The following is a 22,631-nucleotide window of genomic DNA, read 5'->3' on the forward strand; positions in this document are numbered from 1 at the left end:
CGGTGATTAATTTCTAAACTGAGGAAGTGGTGCTTATGGTGTAACAACTGTAACTCCTAGAATTTTGCAGAAAGGATTAGTCAAGTACCCACGTGGATACTGTTATTGCCTTTGGTTCAGCCATTGCAGTAATTATCTTGGTATTGGCAATAGTAGTTGAGCAGTTATGTCTGCTAATTACTGAAACTACCAACTTAGTTAATGCTTGTACTGGACTGAAGGCTGTCTTCAAAAAATTTAAGGCAAAAAAATAACCGCTCTAGTTTGAGAGACTACCGGTTATTAGTTCAAATATCGTTAAGTCACCGCTTAATGCGGAAACTCATGTTAAGAAGTCCTACGACCAATGGGGCTTCTTTTTATTTATAATCATATTCTAGCATGTTTAAAATTGATATTCAATTTTACTGAAATTTTGGTTAATGGATTGCATTAATTAACCCTAATCAAAATCTACATCTATCACAACTTTCCCCTGAACATGCCTAGTAATAACATATTTGATTGCCTCGGCAATATTTTCAATCGCATAGACTTTATCAATAAACGGTGTTAATTCTCCTTGTTTTACCAGCTCATTAGCATACGGTAAATAATCTTTCACTGGCATTAATGGTTCGGTATAAAACGAAACCTTTTTAGAGGTAAAGACATTAAATAAGGAACTTATCATCGCCAATATTCCTTGCTGCGTATTTCCTACACCGACATATGTACTTTTAGATTTCATGACTTTTTTATACTTTTTTGTAGGATTACAGCCATTTATTCCAAAAACAACATCAAATTTTCGCTTAACTTGAGTAAAGTCCTCAGTTTTATAATCTATTACATATTTAGCACCAATTTTATGTGCCATTTTTACATTCCTTGTACTACAAACACCAGTAACTATGCCGCCTTGAGCTTGAGCTATCTGGACAATATATTGTCCTACACCACCAGATGCACCATAGACTAAAACATTTTGCCCAGGTAAAATTTCTGTTCTTCTAATAGCACCTAGGGCAGTTGAAAACGACGATGGAATTGCTGCAGCCTGCTCAAAAGTTAATTCTTTAGGCTTAAAATAAACATTATCTTTATCTAAAATCGCATATTCAGCCCAGGCTCCTGTAGGAATTACCCCAGAAGTTTTACCATAAACCTCATCACCTATTTTGAAGTTAGCCATATTTTTACCACATGAAACAACTACTCCTGATAATTCAACTCCTAAGATTTTTCCCTTATTATTTTGCGTAGCAGCTTTTATTGGTAGCCTTTTTTCAAAACGATTGTAATCCAAAATATTTAGCGTGGTCGCTATCACTTTGACAAGTACTTCATTATCTTTAGGAACAGGCTTATCTGTTTCAATAACTGATAAAACATTTTTATAATAAGCTACAGCCTTCATAAATTATATTCTCCTTAATAAAATCCAACACTATGTTGTTTTATAATTAATATTACACAGACCATTTTCTGTATCAACAAACAATTTTTATAAATATGTTGGATTTTAAGGAGTACTTTATGCCCCAGAAAGCATCAAAAGCTAATCAAACCAAAGCAAAAGTCATTAATGTTTTTTGCGAATTATATAGTCGCAAACCTCTTCAAAAAATCACAGTCAAAGAAATATGTAATTTAGCTGGCTACAATCGAAGCACATTTTATCAATATTTTTCAGATATCTATGAGCTACTTGAATACATTCAAGATGATGTAATTAAATATATCTCACAAAAAATCATCTTGATACCAAAAGAAACAGACAATCATCATTTTGAAAACTACCTTTTAGAATTTTTTACAGAAAAAGAAATTTATCTAAAAGCTTTATTGGGTAAATATGGTAGTTTTGATTTTTTAGAGCGGCTTAAAAGTGAAATTAAATTTCCAAATAAAGATCATACAAATACTGAATTAGATGACTATTTGGTCGAATTTCACATTAATACATCTCTGTCTCTGTTTCAATTCTGGCTGAAACGAAACAAGGATATCTCTGCTAAACAATTGTTCACTTTGATTAATGATCTATACTTACATGGCATTTCACAGATAAATCTTTAATTTTATACTCTTAAATACAACCAAAAAAGCAGCTTAGAAAAATCTAAGTTGCTCGATTATATCGACAATCACAAAAAATAATTGCATTCAAAAAGCCGCCTCGATTAACTTCAGCTAGTTATATGACGGCTTCTTAGCAAAAATATAATAGCCACCGCCTTTGAAGCGGGTGCTGTTTGTTCAAAAGAAGTCCTATTACAGTAGGGCTTTTTCTTTGCTTTCATTATAGCACAGGAAACTAAAAATTTTGTGCTTTAAACTTAACTAGCAAATTATATTTATTTACGCTTAAAGCTTTTTTTGGAACCAAAAAAAAGCGGGCATAAAGCCCGCTATATCAACATATATCCTAACCCAAAAAACTATTCTTGGCACCAAGTTAATCCCTTGGTGCCATTTTTGGTTCCAAAATAACTTTTACTAATAAAAAATAACCTTAACTTATCTTCGTAAAACGTTGATAAATCAAGGTTAATTCTAAAAAACTGCATTAAAAAATGCGACTAGAAGCTTAGAGGACTATATATTTTAACATTATCACAGCAATATTTAAAAGGATGTTATCTATTCTGTGTGGTACATTTTGTGGCTAACTAATTCCGTTGAAAAACTGCTGTTGATCCCATATTGCTACAAGAAATTACAATTCTATCTTTTTTATTATCTATCTCTTTAGGTTGCTTTCTATGATATTTATCATCATAAATTGGAACATTTTTGGGATAATAATCTATTTCCCATAAAATTGCACCATCAGAAACAGCTCCCAGTGACTTCCTATACTTTGAAAATTTGAGCTTTCGCTTTTTCTTATTCTCATCGGTCATAGTATTGCCATGAAAAACAACATACCCAGCATTTAACTTAATTCTATGTTTAGTTACCTTTAGAGTTTCTAAATATTTAGGATTTAATTTATACCATGTTATCCCTTTACCGTCATAGGCATTATGCATAGCACCAACTTCTTTCCATTTACCCAACAAGCTAGCATAATTGCCCTTTTTAATCTGGGAGAAATTCATTTTTTTATTTTTACTTATTTTTCCAGTTGCAGACGACTGAATACTAGAATCTGCTTTAACTTGATAAGCATTACTAAACATTCCTACAAATGCTATTAAGCTAAACAATAATTTTATTAATTTATACTTTTTCATATTAGTCTCCTATAATTTATGTATGAATTAATTCATTACTTTAATTTATTCTACTCCATTAATAAAAAGAGTAATTCAAAATCTAAAAATAAATTACATTTAACCCTCATTCATAACTAAATCTGACATTTCAATATTTCTATCTTCATCAACATGTACATAAGTTTTCATAAACATCTTGACTGTATGGCCCATGCGATTTGCTGCCCACGGATAAGACATTCCTGGAGTATTACCTAACTTAGTTGCTACCGTGTGCCGACAAGTATACATACTGATATTTAACCCGTTACTATCTATCCCTACTTGATCACAAATGTTTTTCAACATATCATTCATACTTTTTTGAACACTTAGATAGCTTAATGCACACAAATGATAATCTTTAATATTCTAGTCATGTTATAATTAGCGGATGAAGAGTTTACACGTTTTCAGTGTAAAAAGACGTGCCTGTAAGTTGACTGCTTACAACGCGCGGTGGCGATCCCAATGGATCACTTTTTTATTGGAACCAAAAAAGCGGGCATAAAGCCCGCTATATCAACATATATCCTAACCCAAAAAAACTATTCTTGGCACCAAGTTAATCCCTTGGTGCCATTTTTGGTTCCAAAATAACTTTTACTAATAAAAAATAACCTTAACTTATCTTCGTAAAACGTTGATAAATCAAGGTTAATTCTAAAAAACTGCATTAAAAAATGCTGACTAGAGGATTCGAACCTCCGACCTCATCATTACTAATGACGTGCTCTGCCAACTGAGCTAAGTCAGCATTGTCTTACTTGACAACGATATTAATTAAACCATATTTACAGCAATTACGCAAGTGCTTTTTAACTTTTTTTCGATTTTTATTATAACTATCCCTTAATCGTTATTTTCACAATATTAAGCGGAAAGAGTATAATTAGTCATTATAGTTTACGAACGGAGTGATATGATGGCTAACCTAACACCGATTAATTCGCAATTGCCATGGCTAATGAGGGTCATTGTGGCATCATTATGCGGAGCTTTAATCGGTTACGAACGAGCAATTCAACGAAAGAGCGCTGGGGTCAGAACCCACATTGTTGTCGCTTTTTCGTCGGCATTATTTATGATTATTTCCAAATATGGATTTTACGATTTACTAAGACTTAATGATGTGGCAGTTGACCCATCACGGGTCGCAGCACAAATTGTTTCTGGGATTTCCTTTATTGGTGCCGGAACAATTTTAATTAAAAAACAACAGGTCTCTGGTCTGACAACCGCTGCCGGAATTTGGGCAACTGCCGCAATCGGAATGGCAATTGGTTCGGGATTATACTTCCTGGGTATCACCCTGACAGTATTTCTCTTCATCATCCAAATGCTGTTCCATGATGACAGCCTAATTGATAAAATCATCATGCATATTCGCTTCAACATTCAGATTGAAGCCGTCAATAAGCACAACATTTTGAAAACAATCGAAGCCGAATTAAAGGCCAGCCACGTTGAAAATGTTTCTGTTAAAATCTTGTCCGTCAATGATGAGCGAATTATCTTTTTCGTCGACGGCATTATTAATAACAACATTGATGAGAATGATATCATCATGGCCTTGCGCAAATATCCTGATATCAAACAGATCAGTTACTCAAGCATGGGTAAATAAAAGTTATAAGCAATAGTTAAGCTATTGCCTTTTTTATGCCGTTATTTTGCTATTAACGGTCTATATTCATTACAATGGTTGTTATTACTTATTAGAAAGGAAGAATTTTATGGCTGGATCACTCGATTATTTACGTTGGCGTGGTGATCTTTTATTCACCGAAAAACCATTTAACAGTGTTGATGCATCGCTGCTTTCATCAATTGTGTATCTTCCCGCTGACGCGTCAGCTGTGGGACATACCTTGGGAGAAGTCGCTGAAAAGCTGCATCACTTACCATCTTTTCAGCACCAAATGCACTCCGAAACTGGTGCCGAAGTGCTATTATTGCCGGAAAGTCCCCGCATTGGCAATATGAAAATTCTTGATTGGACCAATCGTTTGGAAAAAGAACCCCACCCCTTACAGTTTACCGCCGCGACATTTGCCATTGATTCTAAGACAATGGTGATTGCCTATCGCGGCACTGATGGGTCAATGATTGGCTGGAACGAAGATATGCGGATGAATTATCTGCCGGAAATTTATGGTCAGAACGTAGCAGCGGATTACCTTGAACAGATTGCGCAGAAGTTTCCCGACCGCCGCATTTATCTTGTTGGTCATTCCAAAGGCGGCAACTTTGCCCAATACGCTTTGAGTGCTGTCGAGCCGGCTATCCAAGACCGCGTTATTAAAGCCGTAAGTTTCGACGGACTGGGCTTTTTCCGTAAAGTCTACACCAGTCCCGGTTTTGTTCGTGCAATGCCCAAGATGAAAACTTACCTTCCCCAAACTTCAATCTTTGGTGCCATGCTGGATCATCCCGAGCATACATTAATTGTTAAAAGTGAGGTCGCCATGCGCAACCAACATGATCCCAGGCGCTGGTCAGTTGGCCGCGACAGTTTCACCCTTGCTGATGGATTAACTCCCGGAAGCCGTGTCGTCCGCCACGCTTTAATCACCTTCAATCATTCAATCCCTAAGGACAAGCGTGGGGACTCGTTTTCTGCATTGTTTGAAGCTTTTGAAAATGCCGACATTAACGAATTACACCAATTAACCAACAACAAACTGGTTGGTACCTACCGTTTAGGTCGGATTTTAATGTCACTTGAACCCGAGGAGCGCAAGCTGATTATCAAAATTTTTAGTAATATTTGGGATTCTTACAAAAACAACATGACTTTACCGCTAATGGACAATAATTATGAGCTTTACCCAAAAAGTAATGACTCAAACAAGGGCCCAATTTTTTACGAATTTTATGATTCAAAGCATCCCGACTTAAAATTACCGCCGGATGTCGCGCAAAAATTGCGGTAAATTTCACTGTTTCATGTGTAACACAAAAATAGCCCAGGAACTTAATTGTTCCTGGGCTATTTTACTAGTAATTATTATTTTTTGATTTTATCCTTGACGTCATCGAACTTATCTTTGGCATCATCTGCAACCTTAGCTGCCTTATCCTTAACATCACCAGCTGCTTGTTGAGCTTTACCTTCAACTTCTTTTGCTTTGCCGACAATCTTGTCTTTAAAATCTTTCTTAGCCATAATCTGAAGTCCTTTCTAAAATCATTAACTTGTATCCTTATATCCTCATGATACATTGATAACTAAATAATGTCATTTAAAAAGTCTTATTTTTCTAGTTAAAGCAAATAAATCAATAAAAGTCATGGAATTAACTATACTAAATTCCATAACTTATAGTATTTTTATTCATTTGGCTGATCGTGACTATAGTCGAGATTGGAAAATCGGTTATAAGGCTTAGAGAACATCAACTTAATCGTTCCCCGGCTGCCTGAACGGTTCTTTTCAATGATAACTTCAACTTCACCGTTGTCATCTTCGGCCTCAACTTGGCCTTGATTATCATCGTCATCCTGTTCATCCCGGTAATAATCATCCCGATACAGAAAGGAAACAATATCCGCGTCCTGCTCAATTGACCCAGATTCCCGAATATCAGACAATACTGGCCGTTTATCTTGGCGCTGTTCAACCGACCGCGACAATTGCGACAAGGCAATTACCGGCACATGCAGTTCCTTAGCCAACTTCTTCAATTGTCGTGAAATTGCCGAAACTTCTTGCTGGCGCGATTCACTGCGAGGGCCTTCGATTAACTGCAAATAATCAATCACAATTAACCCTAAATTACCCTTTTCCTTGGCTAAACGCCGCGCTTGCGCCCGAATTTCGCTCATCTTAATTCCCGGCGTATCATCAATATAGACATTGGCAGTGGCAAGCGATCCTGAGGCCACAATCAATTTGCGCCACTCTTCTTCGTCCAGCTGCCCTGTCCGCAAGTGCTGGGAATTAATCAATCCTTCAGACGCTAACATTCTTTGAACCAGCTGCTCGCCGCTCATTTCTAGAGAGAACATCGCAACGGACTTGTCTGTGTGCAAGCCAACATGCTGAGCAACGTTTAGGGCAAACGACGTTTTCCCGACACCGGGACGAGCTGCGACAATGATTAATTCGTCATCGTGAAATCCCGTTGTCATCTTGTCGAGCTCCGCAAAGCCAGTTGGCAACCCTGTAACCATGTTGCCGTCTTCGGGAATATTGTTAATCTCCTCAATTGTTGAATTAACAATCTCTTTAATCCCGCGAAAGCCGCTTACGCTGTTCTCCGAGGAGACGTTCATAATCTCGCTCTCAGCATTATCCAGAATATCGGTCACATCGTCAGAATCTTGGATTGCATTAGTGATGATTTTTTGACTAGCAGAAATCAGCCGCCGCAATAACGCCTTACGGTGAACAATCTTCGCATAATAAGTAACATGGGCTGCTGTCGGTGTTGCCAAAGCCAGTTCCGAAACATAGGCGATGCCGCCAATGTCGTCCAGTTGCTGCTTTTTGGTTAATTCATCCTGCAGCGTTAACGGATCAATCGCATCCTCGCGATCCGACAAGTCGAGCATTGCTTGAAAGACCAGCTGATTGGCCCGCTTATAAAAATCAGCGGGCTGCAATACGGCACTTGCATCCGCAATTGCCTCTGGATCAATAAAAATTGCCCCTAAGACTGCTTGTTCCGCCTCATCATCATGCGGTATTTGTTGCGAAACAATATTATCCATTAATTATGACCACTTTTTTATTAAAATCTAACCCGGACACTAATCTTGCTCGGTGATGTGGACGCGAATTTTCGCTTCTACGCCCTTAAACAACTTAACAGGTACATTTGTGTAGCCTAAAGATTTAATCGGTTCAGGCAGGTTTAATTTGCGCTTGTCGATTTTAATACCAAATTGCTTTTCCAAGCCTTCAACAATTTTCTTACCAGAAATGGAACCAAATAAACGAGCATCAGTTCCAGCTTTTGACTTAAAGCTAACAACTGTTTCATCTTTTTCAAGCTCTGCCTTGACCTTTTCTGCTTCAGCCTTATCAGCTTCATAAGCAGCTTGTTCGTTAGCTTCAACGCGCTCTAACGTGTGCATGTTAGCCTTAGTGGCAGCCTTAGCCAAGCCTCGCTTAATCAAAAAGTTTTGTGCGTAGCCATCAGGAACATTCTTAACTTCGCCACGTTTACCGCGGCCTCTTACGTCTTGAGTAAAAATAACCTTCATTTTAAATCTCCTTTATTCGTTTTCTTTCTCATAAGTATCAACCGCATCCGTCAATTTTGCAAGAGCTTCTTCAACAGTCACGCCCTTAATTTGCGTTGCCGCATTGGACAAATGACCGCCGCCGCCAAGCTTCTCCATAATTACCTGAACGTTAATACCACCCATTGAGCGTGCGGAAATCCCAACAATATCCTTAGTGCGCCGTGTAATCGCAAAACTTGCTTCAATATTTTCCAGATCAAGTGCGGTATCAGCTGCCTGTGCCGTCACGATTGGATCAATAATTTTTTTATCTGGACCGCACATGACAGCCATATTAGAGTTGATAATCTTTAAGCTGGCAACCAGACTTGTCCGCTCCAAAAAGCTATCGATATCTTCCTTGAGCAGTTCACTGACTCCAGTTGAGCTTGCGCCAATCGAGCGCAAATAACTGGCCGCATCAAAAGTTCTGGTCCCTGTTCGCAGTGAAAATTCCTTAGAATCAACAGTAATTCCAGCAAGCATTGCTGTAGCTTCAAGATCCGTCAAAACCCGCTTACCAGAACTTGGCTGTTGGTACTCAATCATTTCCGTTACCAATTCACAGGCAGATGAAGCATACGGTTCAACATACGTTAGCATTGGATTTTCAGGGAATTCTTCACCACGCCGGTGGTGGTCAATTACAATAATGCGGTTCTTCAGCCGGTCATACAATTCTTTAGAATAAGTGATTGAATACTTGGAATGATCCACCATAACCAGCATTGACTTGTCCGTTACCTTTTCCAAGGCATCTTTAGGCGCAATAAACAAGTCCGCATCTTCATTTGACTGCTGCATTTTAACAACTAACCGGCCAACATCATAGTTGGTCTTGTTAACATCCAGGACAAAATTAGCCTTGACGTTATGCAGCTGAGCAATCTTAACAACACCAATCCCGCTGCCAACTGAGTCCATATCAGGGTTAGCATGACCAACAACAAACACACGGTCAGCTTCCTTAAACAATTCACTAATTGCCTGCGAAACCATCCGTGCTCGAACCCGCGTCCGCTTCTCCATCGGGTTGGACTTGCCGCCATAGAAGCGAACATCCTTACCCGGCTGACACAAGACAACCTGATCGCCGCCGCGCCCTAAGGCCAGGTCAAGATTGGACTGCGCTTGGTCAGCTAATTCCGTAATCGAACTACTGCCAAAGGAAATCCCAATTGACAGTGTTAACGGCGTATTATTCCGGCTGGTCTCCTGGCGGATTTTGTCCAAAACGGAAAACTTATCTTCTTCCATTTTGGCTAAATCCTGCATATGAACCAATAATAAAAAGTGGTCCTCGTCAATTCGCTTAAGATAGGCATTAAATTTTTTAGCATAATCACTCAGAGTATTCTGCACATACGAACTCATGCTGGTCAATTCCTGATCGTGCATTGCTTCGCTGAGTTCATCGTAATTATCAATAAAAATCTGCCCAATTGCTAGTAACTCATTATTGTACTTATCTTCAATCTCGGCATAACGCGTGATATCAAGCAAATAGATTACACCCAAATTATCTTGAACAACCATCTCAAACTGATGATTGTCCCAATTTACCGTTTGATTTTCGGCAGTTTTAGCTGCCAGTGATTCGTCAATTAACTTATTTAAATCTGGGTCAACTGCCTTAATGGTTCGCCCAATTAAGTCATCGTCTTTTAGATAAAGCTGCAAGTACGGATTAACCCACTGAATTTGCCTGTCCTCATCATAGAGCAAAATTCCCAGCGGCATCTTAATCATTGCTTCTTGTTCGCTGCGCTTAATGCGATACGACAAGCTAACCACAAAGCTATTAGCATTACCAGCTAACACGTAGACACCATAAACAGTAAAGGCAACAGTTAAAATAAAAATCAAAACCATTGCTAAACCGAATAATGGATTCATAATCATGGCAACGATACTGCCCAGAAGTGACAGCGCCAAAATAATAATTACCGAAGCTGTCAGCCGTGAATCCTTAATAAAAGCAGGAAATCCATTACGCAAAAAATCTTTCATGCAAGATCCTTCCTAAATTAATGTAAAATACATTACTGTTATTATACCTTGGATTCAACTGATAAGAAACTCCCTAATATCCAGCTTAAAATAGCGTACAAAAAATGCGGAAATAACTTTCCGCATTTTTGTTTTTATTCAACTGATTAGTCTTCAGTAACGAATGGCAATAAGCCCATAATGCGAGCTCTTTCGATTGCCTTAGCTACCTTACGTTGATTCTTAGCGCTGGTGCCAGTGACACGACGTGGTAAGATTTTACCTCTTTCTGAGATAAAACGTTTCAACAGATCAACGTCCTTGTAGTCAACGTAATCAATATGGTTGGCTGCGATAAAGTCAACCTTACGACGACGATGGCCGCCTCTTCTTTGTTGAGCCATATCCTAGGTCCTTTCTATAAGTTTAGAATGGAAGATCATCATCAGAAATATCAATAGTATCGCCTGATCCAGCAAATGGGTCTGTCGGCATACTTGATTGATTATTATTTTGGTTATTCTGATTAGAAGGTCCCATATTTTGAGAATTATTGACATTCGGATTACCGAAGTTGCCATTAAAATTCCCATTATTATTTGGTGTGTAACCACCATTTTGACTACGGGATTCACGGTCTTTGCGTGATTCAAGCAATGCAAAGTTGTCAACAACGACTTCTGTTACATATACTCTTTGCCCGTCTTTATTATCGTAAGTTCTGGTTTGAATCCGGCCGTCAATACCAACCAGTGACCCTTTAGACGTAAAATTGCAGAAGTTTTCTGCTGATTTGCGCCAAATGACACAGCTAATAAAATCCGCACCTCTCTCGCCTTGAGCGTTAGTAAACTGACGGTCAACAGCAAGAGTAAACGTAGCAACCGAGATTCCACTCCCAGTAGTACGTAATTCAGGATCACGTGTTAAACGGCCAACAAGTACAACTCGATTAATCATACTCCAAGGTCCTTCCTTTCCTAAATCACGATAAACGATAACGTAATATTATTTGTCTAACTTAACAGTCATTGAACGTAAAACTGCGTTGTCAATCTTTGACAAACGGTCAAATTCGTTAACTGCGTCTGCATTATCAGCAGTGAAAGTCATGATGTGGTAAGTACCTTCACGATACTTCTCGATTTCATATGCAAAATGACGCTTTTCCCAGTCTTTAGATTCAACCATTGTACCGCCGTTGTCAGCGATAATCTTATCGTAGTTTTCAACGAGCGCCTTCTTTGATTCTTCATCAATATCAGGTTTAATAATGTAAGTTATTTCGTACTTAGTAGTTGTCATTCTAGTGCACCTCCTTTTGGTCTAAATGGTTCTTGCTAAAATCAAGAACAAGGAGTAATCAATTTTATTACTCGCAATCTCTAATTCTAGCACACAAACAAAAAAATTACCAAACTATATTCACGTGATCCAAAGAGAATTTTATTTCTCTAACTAATAGATACGCTTAAAAGTCTGATAATTTTTTAACTTAAATTAGTTTTGTTCTTCTTCAGTCTCAGATTCAACAGCTACTTCTTGATCTTCTTCAGCAGGAACAACTGTTAAACTAGCAACCTTATTGTGCTCGCCCACTTTAATCAAGCGAACACCCATCGTGCTCCGGCTGGTTTGGGAAACATCCGTAATCTTGAAGCGAATCATTATTCCGTCATTGGTAATGACCATAATGTCTTGGGTACCGTCAACTACAGTCACACCAGATAGTGGTCCGTTCTTCTCCGTAATATTAGCGGTCTTAATTCCTTTACCACCACGGCCCTTAACCGGATATTCAGTAGCTGAAGTCCGCTTGCCGTAACCTTTTTCAGAAATTACTAGGACTTCATCATTATCGCCAATCACGCCTGAACCAACAACATAATCGCCATCGCGCAAGTTAATCCCGCGAACACCGGCAGCAGTTCGACCCATTGCCCGAACAGTCTGCTCATTGAAGCGAACAGCATAGCCAAGATGAGTACCAATCAGAATATCTTTACTGCCGTCAGTGGTTAAGACGTTGATTAATTCATCGCCATCGCGCAAAGTTAATGCGATTAAGCCGCTGTTTCTAATATTGGCAAATTCACTGACGAGCGTTCTCTTAACAGTTCCCATCTTCGTGATAAAGAATAGGTATTGGTCATCGGCATTTTCAGGAATATTGATAATTGTCTGAATTTTCTCGCCTTTTTCTAACTGAAGCAGGTTAACAATTGGTAACCCGCGAGCAGTCCGGCTAAATTCAGGAATTTCATAAGCCTTCTTGGAATAAATTTTACCCTTATTGGTAAAGAATAATAACAGGTCATGCGTACTTGAGTAGATCAACTTCTCAATGAAATCGCCTGACTTCACTCCCATCCCCTTAATGCCTTTACCACCACGGTTTTGCGTCTTAAATTCGCTAATCAGCATCCGCTTGATATAGCCACTGTGAGTTAAGGTCAATAAAGTATCTTGCTTCTCAATTAAATCTTCATCTTCAATTGAAACAACTTCACTGGCACCAATCTCAGTCCGGCGCTTATCGCCAAACCGCTTTTGAATATCGAGCAACTCGTTATAAATAATTTCGTTGATCCGTTCAGGTTTTGCCAAAATATCTTTATAATCGGCAATTTTTTCTTGCAAATCCTTATATTCAGCTTCAACCTTGTCACGTTCCAAACCTGTCAACCGGACAAGCCGCATGTCCAAAATAGCCTGTGACTGCTTATCATCCAGCCCAAAGCGGCTGATTAACGCAGCCTTAGCAATATCGCTTGAATTACTTTGACGAATAATTTTAACAATTTCGTCAATATGATCCAAAGCAATCTTCAAGCCTTCAAGAATGTGGGCTCTTGCTTCAGCCTTGGCTAACTCAAATTTTGTTCTACGTGTAACAACGTCTTCTTGGTGTTCCAAGTAGTACGACAGCATCTGCTTAATGCTTAGAAAATGTGGTGCACCATCAACAATGGCAACCATGTTCATCCCAAAGTTAGCCTGCATTTGCGTCAATTTGAATAAGTTATTCAAAACTACACTGGCACTTGAATCACGGCGAATATCAATCGTCATCCGCATCCCAGTCTGGTCGGATTCATCACGAACGCCGGTAATGCCGTCAATCGTTTTGGACCGCGCCAAATCAGCGATTTTCTTAACTAATTCAGCCTTGTTAACCAAATATGGTAATTCCGTGACAACAATGCGTTCACGACCATTTTTCTCGGTCTCAATGTTGGTCTTAGCCCGCACAACGATATTACCGCGGCCACTTTCGTATGCCCGATAAATACCGCCGCGACCCATAATAATTCCGCCAGTCGGAAAGTCCGGACCTGGAATTGCCTTCATCAAGTCTTTAGTTGTAACATCAGGATTGCTCATTAACATATGCAAACCACTGATAACTTCAGACAAGTTATGCGGCGGAATATTGGTTGTCATCCCGACAGCAATTCCGCTTGTGCCGTTAACGAGCAGGTTAGGAATCCGTGCTGGTAAAACTACTGGTTCATTTTCAGAGTCATCATAGTTACGCTGCCAGTCAACCGTATTTTTATTAATATCCCGCAGCATTTCAACGGCAATTTTACTCATCCGCGCCTCGGTATAACGCATTGCGGCTGGCTCATCACCATCGACAGACCCAAAGTTACCGTGGCCGTCAACGAGCATATAGCGATAGCTAAAGTCTTGCGCCATGTGTGCCATTGCCAAATAAATTGACGAATCACCGTGGGGGTGGAATTTACCCATAACTTCCCCAACAATTCTGGCAGACTTTTTATACGGCTTATCAGGAGTAACCCCTAATTCACTCATCCCGTAAAGAATTCGTCTTTGGACCGGCTTTAAACCATCACGCACATCAGGTAAAGCCCGCGCAACAATAACTGACATCGCATAGTCCAAAAATGAACTATTCATTACGCTAGTTAGATCGACATTTCTAATTCTGTGATCTTGACCTTGATTGTCGTTATCCATTTAAAACCTCCTAAGCATCCAAATTTTCAACGTATTTAGCATTAGTTTCAATGAATTTCCGCCGTGGCGCAACTTCATTACCCATCAATAATTCAAAGACCTCATCGGCATCCTTGGCATATTCCGGACTAACGCGATCAAGTCGGCGGTTTTCTGGATTCATTGTTGTTTCCCACAACTGTTCAGGATCCATTTCACCTAATCCCTTGTAGCGCTGAACAAGCGGTTTAGGGCTAGGCTGCAAGGCACCCAAATAATCATGCAATTCCTCATCGGTATCAAGGTACTTCACAACTTTACCTTGACGAACCTGATATAGAGGCGGACGTGCAATATACACATATCCTTTTTCGATCATTGGCCGCATGTAATTGTAAAAGAGCGTAAGCAAAAGTGTCCGAATATGGGCGCCGTCGACATCGGCATCCGTCATAATAATTAATTTATGGTAACGCGCCTTAGAAACATCGAAATCAGCACCAAAACCGGTACCTAACGCTGTGAACAATGACCGAATTTCTTGATTAGCCAAAATTCTGTCCATCGAAGCTTTTTCAACGTTCAAAATTTTCCCACGAATTGGCAAAATTGCCTGCGTTAAACGGGACCGACCTTGCTTAGCAGAACCGCCGGCAGAGTTACCTTCAACGATAAATAGTTCTGAAATACTTGGATCATTACTGGTATTGTCAGCCAATTTACCTGGCAAGTTAGCAATTTCAAGCCCCGACTTTTTCCGGGTAACTTCACGTGCACGTTTTGCAGCAGTCCGAGCCCGTTCAGCCAACTGCGCTTTTTCAACGATTTTACGTCCAACTTGCGGATTTTCCATCAAAAAATTGGTAAAAGTTTCCGAAAATGCCCTATCTACTGCTGTTCTGGCATCAGAATTGCCCAACTTAGTCTTCGTTTGACCTTCAAATTGCGGATTCGGGTGCTTAACCGAAACAACAGCCGTCATTCCTTCACGAATATCTTCACCAGAAAGGTTATCATCCTTATCCTTCAAGATCTTAGCCTTGTGGGCATAGTCATTAACAACCCGTGTTAAAGCAGTCTTAAAGCCGGATTCATGCATCCCACCTTCATAAGTGTGAATGTTATTAGCAAAGGTCATTAAGGTTGTCTTATAGTCATTTGTATATTGCAAAGATACTTCAACATTAATTTCGTTGTAGTCCCCTTCAACATAAATCGGCTCATCAAACAAAACTTCTGTACCGTGATTCAAAAAGGCAACGTATTCCTTAATTCCACCTTCATAATGATAAACATCAGTCTCAGCTGATTCTTTTCGCTTATCAGTAAAGGTTAGCTTCAACCCCTTGTTTAAGAAAGCTAATTCTCGAATTCGGTTTTTCAAAACTTTATCATCAAAGGTAGTAGTTTCAGTAAAAATATCTGGATCTGGGTAGAAGTGAACGATCGTTCCGTGTTCAGTCAATGGCACTGTACCGGTCATTTTCATTTCTGTCTTAACCCGACCACGATTGAAGTCAATGTAGTACTTCTTGCCGTCACGCATCGTCGTAACATCAAGCTCCGTTGACAAAGCGTTAACTACTGATGCACCAACACCATGAAGTCCACCAGAAACTTTATAGCCGCCACCGCCGAATTTACCACCGGCGTGTAAAACAGTAAATACAGTTTCTAGAGCTGGCCGACCAGTTTTCTTTTGAATATCAACCGGAATACCCCGACCATCATCTTGAATAGTTACACTGCCATCGGCATTAACCGTAATTTCAATTTTGGTCGCAAACCCAGCTAGACTTTCATCGATACTGTTATCAATTACTTCCCAAACTAGATGGTGCAGACCTTGAGAGCTAGTCGAACCAATATACATTCCCGGTCGTTTACGGACAGCTTCAAGGCCACCCAAAACCTGAATTTGACTGGCATTATACTTATCAGCTTCTTTTTCGTATTGCTTGATTTGATCAAACTCTTCTTCATTATGATCAGCCATTCAATTCTCCTTTTTCCAAATAAATTTTTCCAGATTTAATCCGATAAACCTGAGGCTTTTTAATTATTTCCCAGGAAATACCTGTCAAATCTGTTGTTGTAATAAACGTTTGCGTTTTGCCATGAATATAATTAAGCAGCGCACTCTGGCGGCCATGGTCAAGTTCACTCATTACATCATCAAGTAGTAACAAGGGATATTCAGCAGTCAACTGGTGCACCAACTGAATTTCTGCCAGCTTAACACTCAGTGCAATGGTGCGTTGCTGGCCCTGTGAGCCATAAAGGTGAGCATCTTTGCCATCTAAGGCAAACTCAATATCATCACGATGCGGACCAGACAAGGTTGTCCCTTTGCGCATTTCTGCAGCCTTATTTTTCTTAAAGTTTGCCAGCAGTTTTTGGTAAATCACTTCTGTACTGTCATCAGCGGTAATTTCTGGAACTGACGGCCTATAAGTTAGTGTCAATTCCTCACCACCAGTACTGATGTGAGCATACGCATCGCGTGCATATGTCCGTAAATAATTAAGAAACTTATACCGCCGCACAATGACTTCAGCCGCAATTCCAGCCAATTGATCGGCTAATACATCAAGAAACAATTGGTCATGGGCTTGGCCTTTAGACAGTTGCTTCAAGTAATTATTCTTCTGCTGTAAAACTTGCCGATACTTGCTGGCAAAATACAAGTATTCCGGATTAATTTGACCAAATTCTTGATCCATAAACCGCCGTCTTAAAGCCGGTGCACCCTTAATTAAGTCCAAATCCTCAGGTGAAAACAAAATTGCATTTAATTGACCGACATATTTAGACAATTTTGCCTGCTCAACACGATTAACCCAGCCTTTTTTGCCTTTTTTAGTGATTAAAACGCGCAAAGATAAATCAAGCTGACTTTTGTAAATATGACCAGATATATTGGCGTATTCTTGATTAAAAGCAATCAATTCCTTGTCACTACTGGTTCGATGTGAACGTGTTAATGCCAAAAAATAGATTGCTTCCAGCAGATTGGTTTTCCCCTGCGCATTTTGCCCAATAAAAATGTTGACGTTAGGATCAAATTCAACGTCTAATTGCTGCAGATTACGGTAATTTTGTGCCACAAAATGCTTCAAATACATTGAAGATTACCGAAAAAGATATACTTCATGAGCAATTTCAATTCGATCGCCTGAACGCAGCTTTTTACCGCGCCGGTCTTCTTTGACCCCATTTAACAAAACTGGATTATCTTGCAAATACCATTTTGCCTGACCACCAGAAGAAATAATGCTTTCTTCTTTTAAAAATTGACTTAAGGTAATGTACTCACCTTTTACTGTAAATTCCTTGATAATACTCACCTTCATCGCGCTAGTTTCCTATATTTAAGTATATTCGTTTTAAGGCTAAAAGACAACTTAAAAAGCTAATATAACGCCGTATAAACGGTCTTTTACAAAATAAACATTTTATGGTAAATGGCTTTTAAAACTAAATAACGCGCTTATTTTGTCCATTAACAAAAGGCGGAAACAAAAAAGGCCATCAGATTGATGACCTTTAACTCATAATTCTGTTTTACATTAAAAAGTTCTAACTGGCGTTATTAGTTGAACGAAGTCAATGTCAGTTTGATCGGGATTAACTGTGAATGGCCGCAACGGTTGTGTAAATTCCATGACAACCGAGTCAGTTACGGAGGCTTTTAAGGCGTCGCGTAAGTAGTCGGGATTAAACGAAATTTTCAAATTCTTGCCAGTTAAATTTTTAAAACTGACATCTTCTTCAACGTTACCAATTTCAGCGGACTCACCCGACAATTTGGCTGTCTGGCTTTCAACATCAAGTGTTAAGTCAACAACATTATTTCTGCCAGCATGCGTCAAAAGGCTGGCCCGATCAAGCGCACTGGACAATTCTGTCAGGTCAAATTCAACACTAGTTGTATTTTCAGTTGGAATTAAGCGTTCAGTGTCGGGATAGCTGCCTTCAAGTAGCCGAGAATAAAATAGAATATCACCAATTTCGAACAAAACTTGACTATCTCCAGGACAAACTCGCACTTTTGGATTGGTTTCACCAATGATGCGCGCAAGTTCGAGTAAGCTTTTTCCAGGAATAATTAGATCAGTTTCAGTTTGTGGACCATTTTCTAAAGTTAATGCACGACTGGACAACCGGTGTGAATCAGTGGCAACGGCATGAATTTGGTCAGGACTAAAGGTAAAGTGCACTCCAGTTAAAACGAGCCGACTTTCTTGAGTGGCAACGGCAAATTGTGTTTCTGTAATAATTTCTCTGAAAATTTTCCCCGAAATAACAAAAGCGGATTCGTCAGAAATTTCCGGTAATCTTGGATAGTTATTTGCATCTAGGCCGTTAATGGTAAATTCACTGTTTTCTGAGATAATTTGTGTTTGAAAACTTTCTTTTACTTCTAAAGAAAATTCTTTTCCTGGTAAACGACGGATGATTTCACTAAAGAAACGGGCTGGTAAAACAATTGAACCAGTTGATTCTACAGTTAAATCTTCACTAACCGGAATTCTTAATTCAATTGAAATATCAGTATCGCTTCCCGTTAAGACTAATTCCTCATCCGTTAAGTTAAGCTTAATACCACTTAAGATGGGAATTGTTGCTCGTGAGGAAATAGCATGCATGACATTATTTAGATTATCGACAAAAAGATTTCTGTTAATTGTAAATTTCATAAGTGTCTCCTGTGTTAGGTTGTTTATTTAATTAATTATATAATTTAGTTAGTAGTATTAGTAGGTCCTGTGATTTCTGTTAAGAAGTATAGCCAGGCCTAAAATAACGTAATTAGTTCGGTTTACAAATTGTGGATATTATTAAAAGTTGTCCACAATTTGTAAACTTTTAGCGGTCAAGCATTTGCTTAAGATCAAAGACGGCAGTTTTAATATCTGAGTCCGTTTTAATTGCCTTACTAATCTTTTCGTAGGCGTGCATGACGGTTGTGTGATCTTTGCCGCCAAACTCCTGTCCAATTTTGGGCAAGCTTGAGTCGGTTAGTTCACGTGAAAGATACATGGCAATTTGCCGGGGAACAACAATCTGTCGTACCCGCTTTTTACCTTTTAACTCATAGGTTGAGGTCTGAAAATAGTTTGCAACAACTTCCTGAATTTTAGAAATCTGTAAGCCGCGATTTTTCTGTACCAATTTTAGGTCAGCAAGAGCTTCACGGGCAAGGTTGACGTTAATGTCTTCACGCTCAATTGTCGCGTGTGCCTGGACTTTAACTAGAGCACCTTCAAGTTCTCTAATGTTGGTATCAACTTGCGAAGCAATATAGTCCAAAGTGTCATCATCGATTGTCAGGTCTTCTGCCTCGGCTTTTTTACGCAAAATAGCAATTCGGGTTTCAAGATCTGGTGGGGTAATTTCAACTTGCAGGCCCCAAGTAAATCGTGAAACTAAGCGTTCTGATAAATCCGGAATTTCGGTTGGCAACCGATCACTGGTCATTACGATTTGCTTTTGGTCATTATAGAGAGTTTCAAAAGTATGGAAGAACTCTTCCTGAATGCCCTCCTTTTTCGCGAAAAACTGAATATCATCAACTAATAATAAGTCACAAGTGCGGTATTTTTCGCGGAATTGATCCTGTGTCTTATTTTTTATTGAATTAATAAAGTCGTTGACGAATGTTTCACTTTGAATGTAAACAACTTTTGCATTCGGACGTTCGGCCAGCATTTGGTGACCGATGGCCTGCATTAGGTGCGTTTTACCAAGACCAACACCGCCAAAAATAAATAGCGGATTGTAAAAACTCCCCGGACTGTCGGCAACGGCAAGAGCAGCACCAGCGGCTAACTTGTTGCCTTCACCTTGAACAAAGTTATCAAAGGTATATTTTTCATTTAACTTGAGATTGCGGACAAAGGCATTGTGCGTGTGTTCGACTTGCTGTTGCTGCGAAATTTGTGTTTGCGGTTTGGGTGTTACAATTCGTTCAGTACTGCGTTCACCTTCAATTTGAAAAACCGGCGTAATTTCAATATTGGCATAACCGTATGCCGACTGAATTAATTGCGCAGCCAAATTTTTTTCCCAATATCCTTTAGTTACCGGATTTTGCACGGCAATTTTTAATTCATGTGTCTCCTTATTGTAGGAAAGTGGTTTAGTATTTTTGAACCAAGCGTTGTAGGCAACTTCATTAAAATGCTCACGCATTTCATTATTAAAATGTTGCCAAAATTTATTAATATCAAACAAAGTATCTCCTCCAATAATTTTTTACCCAAGTTATTTTACCATCTAAGCAAAATGTTTTCCACAAGCGAATAAAAGAAATTAAGAATTAACAGGATGTGGAAAAGATTATTTAGGCAAATTACATTCTTGTATATAATTTAACTGTGGATAAAACTAAATAGTGTTTTACTGTGGATAAAATTCGTTGATTTATCAGCATATTATTGTGCTTGTGGAATTATATCTACATGATGTGGATATTTTTATTAACAGGATGTAGATTGTGGATAATCTTTGAAGATGAGCTGTGAATTATTAAATTGTGGAAAAATAAATTAGCAAAAATTACACAGATGGAATAGCAGCGGCTAAAAAATTTATCTGACTAATCCAAAATTAATTAGCATTTTTACTTGGTTTTTTACTTTAATCATGCTATTCTAGATATTAAATTGTGCAGTTAGCATATAAAAATGGAGGTGTAGTTTAATGACAACTAAGAGAACTTACCAACCTAAAAAGCGTCACCGTTCACGAGTTCATGGCTTTATGAAACGGATGAGTACATCTAATGGCCGCAAGGTTTTAGCTAGACGCCGTGCAAAGGGTAGAAAAGTCTTATCTGCTTAAACCACTGAATCCCAGTGGTTTTTTTAGTATACAAGAGTGGAATGAAACGTTTTGAGAAAGTCTTATCGAGTTAAAACTGAAAGTGATTTTCAGCGAGTTTTTAAATCGGGTAATTCAGTGGCAAACCGTGCCTTTGTCATCTATAAAATAGATAAAGCAGAAAATAGCCACTTCCGGGTAGGCATTTCCGTTGGCAAAAAGGTGGGTCATACCGCCGTTGTTCGCAACCGGCTCAAACGTTATATTCGTGCAGTTCTAACTGAATACAAGCCTGCAATTGAAGCGCAAATTGACTTTTTAGTGATTGCTAGACCGTATACGCGTAATTTTGGTATGGCTGAAGTGAAGAAGAACTTGCTGCATGCACTCTTTTTGGCCAATATTATTGAAGAAATACCTGATGAAGTTGAGGAAGATTAGAGTGAAAGACATTTTAACTAAGAGAAATGTCAAACGTCTGCTTACACTGCTGGCAGTTGTTGCACTTGCCGTTGTTTTAACGGGTTGTGCAGCGCAAACTAATGCCAAAGTGGCACCAGTTTCGCATACTAGTGGTAGTTGGTGGAATCGCTGGATCATTTATTATATGTCGGCCTTTATCTTGTGGCTGGCTAAAATTATGAGCAATAGCTATGGTTGGGCAATCATTGTCTTTACTGTTATTGTACGTCTTATTTTGTACCCACTTAGTGCGATTTCCATTAAAAGTACAACTAAGATGCAGGCAATTCAACCGGAATTGAATGAGTTGCGCAAGAAGTATCCGGGCAATGATACGGAATCGCGGACGTTATTGTCTCAAGAAACCAATAAGCTTTATAAAGAAGCTGGAATTAACCCGTATGCAGGCTGTTTACCGCTGATTATTCAGTTGCCGGTAATGTATGCCTTGTACGGTGCAATCTGGCAAACACCACAACTTCAGACAGGTCATTTTTTATGGATGGATTTAGGTAAACCAGATCCTTACTTCATTATGCCCATTTTGTCGATGGCTTTGACGTTCTTGTCAACTTACATCAGTCAGTTGTCAACGCCGAAGGAATCACAGACAGGATCAACTAAGTTGATGACTTATGGAATGTCGATTATGGTTGGTGTAATGGGAATTTACTTCCAGTCAGCGATTGTCTTGTACTGGGTAGTTTCTAACCTCTTCCAGGTTGGTCAAACCTTCATTTTGCAAAATCCGATTAAATATCGCAAGGAGCAAGAAGCTAAGGCGGAAGCCAAGCGTGAACGCAAACGTCAACTTAGAAGAACCTATAAACGTTTAAAGCGTAAAAAGTAAATATTTAATCTAAAGTGATTTTTAGATAAAGTAGTCAAAGTGCTTTATACATCACGAATTTTTCG

Annotated in this window: 23 protein-coding genes and 1 tRNA gene; 7 read left to right on the top strand and 17 right to left on the bottom strand. The window is 39.0% G+C overall.

All coding sequences use genetic code 11. From position 1 onward, the window contains the following. The first annotated feature begins 92 nt into the window (after positions 1 to 92). A complete protein-coding gene (locus PT278_RS02615) occupies positions 93 to 254 on the top strand; it encodes a hypothetical protein (protein ID WP_277129993.1) in 162 nt (53 codons plus the stop codon). Positions 255 to 442: 188 nt separating this feature from the next. Here PT278_RS02615 and PT278_RS02620 read toward each other — a convergent pair whose 3' ends face one another. After that, positions 443 to 1,399, bottom strand: a complete 957-nt coding sequence (locus PT278_RS02620) for an NAD(P)-dependent alcohol dehydrogenase (protein ID WP_277129995.1) — start codon at positions 1,397 to 1,399, stop codon at positions 443 to 445. 119 nt (positions 1,400 to 1,518) lie between these two features. Here PT278_RS02620 and PT278_RS02625 point away from each other — a divergent pair, with 119 nt between their 5' ends. Further along, positions 1,519 to 2,061, top strand: coding sequence for a TetR/AcrR family transcriptional regulator (locus tag PT278_RS02625; RefSeq protein ID WP_277129997.1), 543 nt, complete (start codon positions 1,519 to 1,521; stop codon positions 2,059 to 2,061). 593 nt (positions 2,062 to 2,654) lie between these two features. Here the strand turns inward: PT278_RS02625 and PT278_RS02630 are convergent. The 3 genes from PT278_RS02630 to PT278_RS02640 all read right to left on the bottom strand — a co-directional run bounded on the left by PT278_RS02630 (position 2,655) and on the right by PT278_RS02640 (position 3,999). Then, a complete protein-coding gene (locus PT278_RS02630; RefSeq protein WP_277129998.1) occupies positions 2,655 to 3,221 on the bottom strand; it encodes a DUF6287 domain-containing protein in 567 nt (188 codons plus the stop codon). Positions 3,222 to 3,320: 99 nt separating this feature from the next. Next, positions 3,321 to 3,560: a hypothetical protein gene (locus PT278_RS02635; protein WP_277130000.1), complete on the bottom strand. Its 240-nt coding sequence runs from the start codon at positions 3,558 to 3,560 to the stop codon at positions 3,321 to 3,323. A 366-nt stretch (positions 3,561 to 3,926) separates the two neighbouring features. Next, a tRNA-Thr gene (locus PT278_RS02640) sits at positions 3,927 to 3,999 on the bottom strand. Between the two features lie 168 nt (positions 4,000 to 4,167). Between PT278_RS02640 and PT278_RS02645 the strand changes: the two genes are divergently transcribed. Both PT278_RS02645 and PT278_RS02650 read left to right on the top strand, forming a co-directional pair. Continuing rightward, positions 4,168 to 4,869 (top strand): MgtC/SapB family protein, encoded by a 702-nt coding sequence (locus PT278_RS02645; protein WP_277130002.1) that lies wholly within the window; start codon positions 4,168 to 4,170, stop codon positions 4,867 to 4,869. A gap of 109 nt (positions 4,870 to 4,978) precedes the next feature. After that, the gene (locus PT278_RS02650; protein ID WP_277130004.1) at positions 4,979 to 6,178 is read left to right on the top strand and encodes a DUF2974 domain-containing protein; all 1,200 of its coding nucleotides are present in this window, start codon (positions 4,979 to 4,981) and stop codon (positions 6,176 to 6,178) included. Between the two features lie 74 nt (positions 6,179 to 6,252). Here PT278_RS02650 and PT278_RS02655 read toward each other — a convergent pair whose 3' ends face one another. The 13 genes from PT278_RS02655 to dnaA all read right to left on the bottom strand — a co-directional run bounded on the left by PT278_RS02655 (position 6,253) and on the right by dnaA (position 20,666). Beyond that, positions 6,253 to 6,411: a CsbD family protein gene (locus PT278_RS02655; RefSeq protein WP_277130006.1), complete on the bottom strand. Its 159-nt coding sequence runs from the start codon at positions 6,409 to 6,411 to the stop codon at positions 6,253 to 6,255. Between the two features lie 164 nt (positions 6,412 to 6,575). Next, positions 6,576 to 7,958, bottom strand: coding sequence for a replicative DNA helicase (gene dnaB, locus PT278_RS02660; RefSeq protein ID WP_277130007.1), 1,383 nt, complete (start codon positions 7,956 to 7,958; stop codon positions 6,576 to 6,578). 39 nt (positions 7,959 to 7,997) lie between these two features. Next, a complete protein-coding gene (gene rplI, locus PT278_RS02665) occupies positions 7,998 to 8,453 on the bottom strand; it encodes a 50S ribosomal protein L9 (protein WP_277130008.1) in 456 nt (151 codons plus the stop codon). A 12-nt stretch (positions 8,454 to 8,465) separates the two neighbouring features. Continuing rightward, a complete protein-coding gene (locus PT278_RS02670) occupies positions 8,466 to 10,484 on the bottom strand; it encodes a DHH family phosphoesterase (protein WP_277130009.1) in 2,019 nt (672 codons plus the stop codon). A gap of 146 nt (positions 10,485 to 10,630) precedes the next feature. Continuing rightward, complete coding sequence (rpsR, locus tag PT278_RS02675) at positions 10,631 to 10,867, bottom strand: 30S ribosomal protein S18 (RefSeq protein ID WP_090093298.1); 237 nt, start codon at positions 10,865 to 10,867, stop codon at positions 10,631 to 10,633. A gap of 22 nt (positions 10,868 to 10,889) precedes the next feature. Beyond that, positions 10,890 to 11,423 (bottom strand): single-stranded DNA-binding protein, encoded by a 534-nt coding sequence (ssb, locus tag PT278_RS02680; RefSeq protein WP_277130013.1) that lies wholly within the window; start codon positions 11,421 to 11,423, stop codon positions 10,890 to 10,892. A 48-nt stretch (positions 11,424 to 11,471) separates the two neighbouring features. Next, a complete protein-coding gene (rpsF, locus tag PT278_RS02685) occupies positions 11,472 to 11,768 on the bottom strand; it encodes a 30S ribosomal protein S6 (protein ID WP_277130015.1) in 297 nt (98 codons plus the stop codon). 195 nt (positions 11,769 to 11,963) lie between these two features. After that, the gene (gene gyrA, locus PT278_RS02690) at positions 11,964 to 14,450 is read right to left on the bottom strand and encodes a DNA gyrase subunit A (protein WP_277130017.1); all 2,487 of its coding nucleotides are present in this window, start codon (positions 14,448 to 14,450) and stop codon (positions 11,964 to 11,966) included. Positions 14,451 to 14,460: 10 nt separating this feature from the next. Further along, positions 14,461 to 16,425 carry a DNA topoisomerase (ATP-hydrolyzing) subunit B gene (gyrB, locus tag PT278_RS02695; protein WP_277130019.1) on the bottom strand — a complete coding sequence of 655 codons (1,965 nt, stop codon included), beginning with the start codon at positions 16,423 to 16,425 and terminating at the stop codon, positions 14,461 to 14,463. Further along, on the bottom strand, positions 16,418 to 17,554 hold the full coding sequence (gene recF, locus PT278_RS02700; RefSeq protein ID WP_277130021.1) for a DNA replication/repair protein RecF: 1,137 nt from the start codon (positions 17,552 to 17,554) through the stop codon (positions 16,418 to 16,420). Before recF ends, gyrB begins: the two co-directional genes overlap by 8 nt. 6 nt (positions 17,555 to 17,560) lie before the next feature. Next, positions 17,561 to 17,782: a S4 domain-containing protein YaaA gene (gene yaaA, locus PT278_RS02705; protein ID WP_277130023.1), complete on the bottom strand. Its 222-nt coding sequence runs from the start codon at positions 17,780 to 17,782 to the stop codon at positions 17,561 to 17,563. 216 nt (positions 17,783 to 17,998) lie between these two features. Continuing rightward, on the bottom strand, positions 17,999 to 19,129 hold the full coding sequence (gene dnaN, locus PT278_RS02710) for a DNA polymerase III subunit beta (protein WP_277130025.1): 1,131 nt from the start codon (positions 19,127 to 19,129) through the stop codon (positions 17,999 to 18,001). 169 nt (positions 19,130 to 19,298) lie between these two features. Further along, a complete protein-coding gene (dnaA, locus tag PT278_RS02715; RefSeq protein ID WP_277130028.1) occupies positions 19,299 to 20,666 on the bottom strand; it encodes a chromosomal replication initiator protein DnaA in 1,368 nt (455 codons plus the stop codon). A 468-nt stretch (positions 20,667 to 21,134) separates the two neighbouring features. Between dnaA and rpmH the strand changes: the two genes are divergently transcribed. Genes rpmH through PT278_RS02730 form a run of 3 tightly spaced genes read left to right on the top strand, consistent with a single transcriptional unit; the run spans position 21,135 to position 22,566 of the window. Further along, entirely contained in the window at positions 21,135 to 21,275 is a 141-nt protein-coding gene (rpmH, locus tag PT278_RS02720; protein ID WP_003549412.1) for a 50S ribosomal protein L34, read from the top strand. A gap of 51 nt (positions 21,276 to 21,326) precedes the next feature. After that, the gene (gene rnpA / locus PT278_RS02725) at positions 21,327 to 21,695 is read left to right on the top strand and encodes a ribonuclease P protein component (RefSeq protein ID WP_277130030.1); all 369 of its coding nucleotides are present in this window, start codon (positions 21,327 to 21,329) and stop codon (positions 21,693 to 21,695) included. Position 21,696: 1 nt separating this feature from the next. Further along, positions 21,697 to 22,566, top strand: a complete 870-nt coding sequence (locus PT278_RS02730) for a membrane protein insertase YidC (protein WP_277130031.1) — start codon at positions 21,697 to 21,699, stop codon at positions 22,564 to 22,566. Positions 22,567 to 22,631: the final 65 nt, after the last annotated feature.

Origin of the sequence: Lactobacillus sp. ESL0703 (assembly GCF_029433435.1) — a bacterium.
GTDB lineage: Bacteria > Bacillota > Bacilli > Lactobacillales > Lactobacillaceae > Lactobacillus.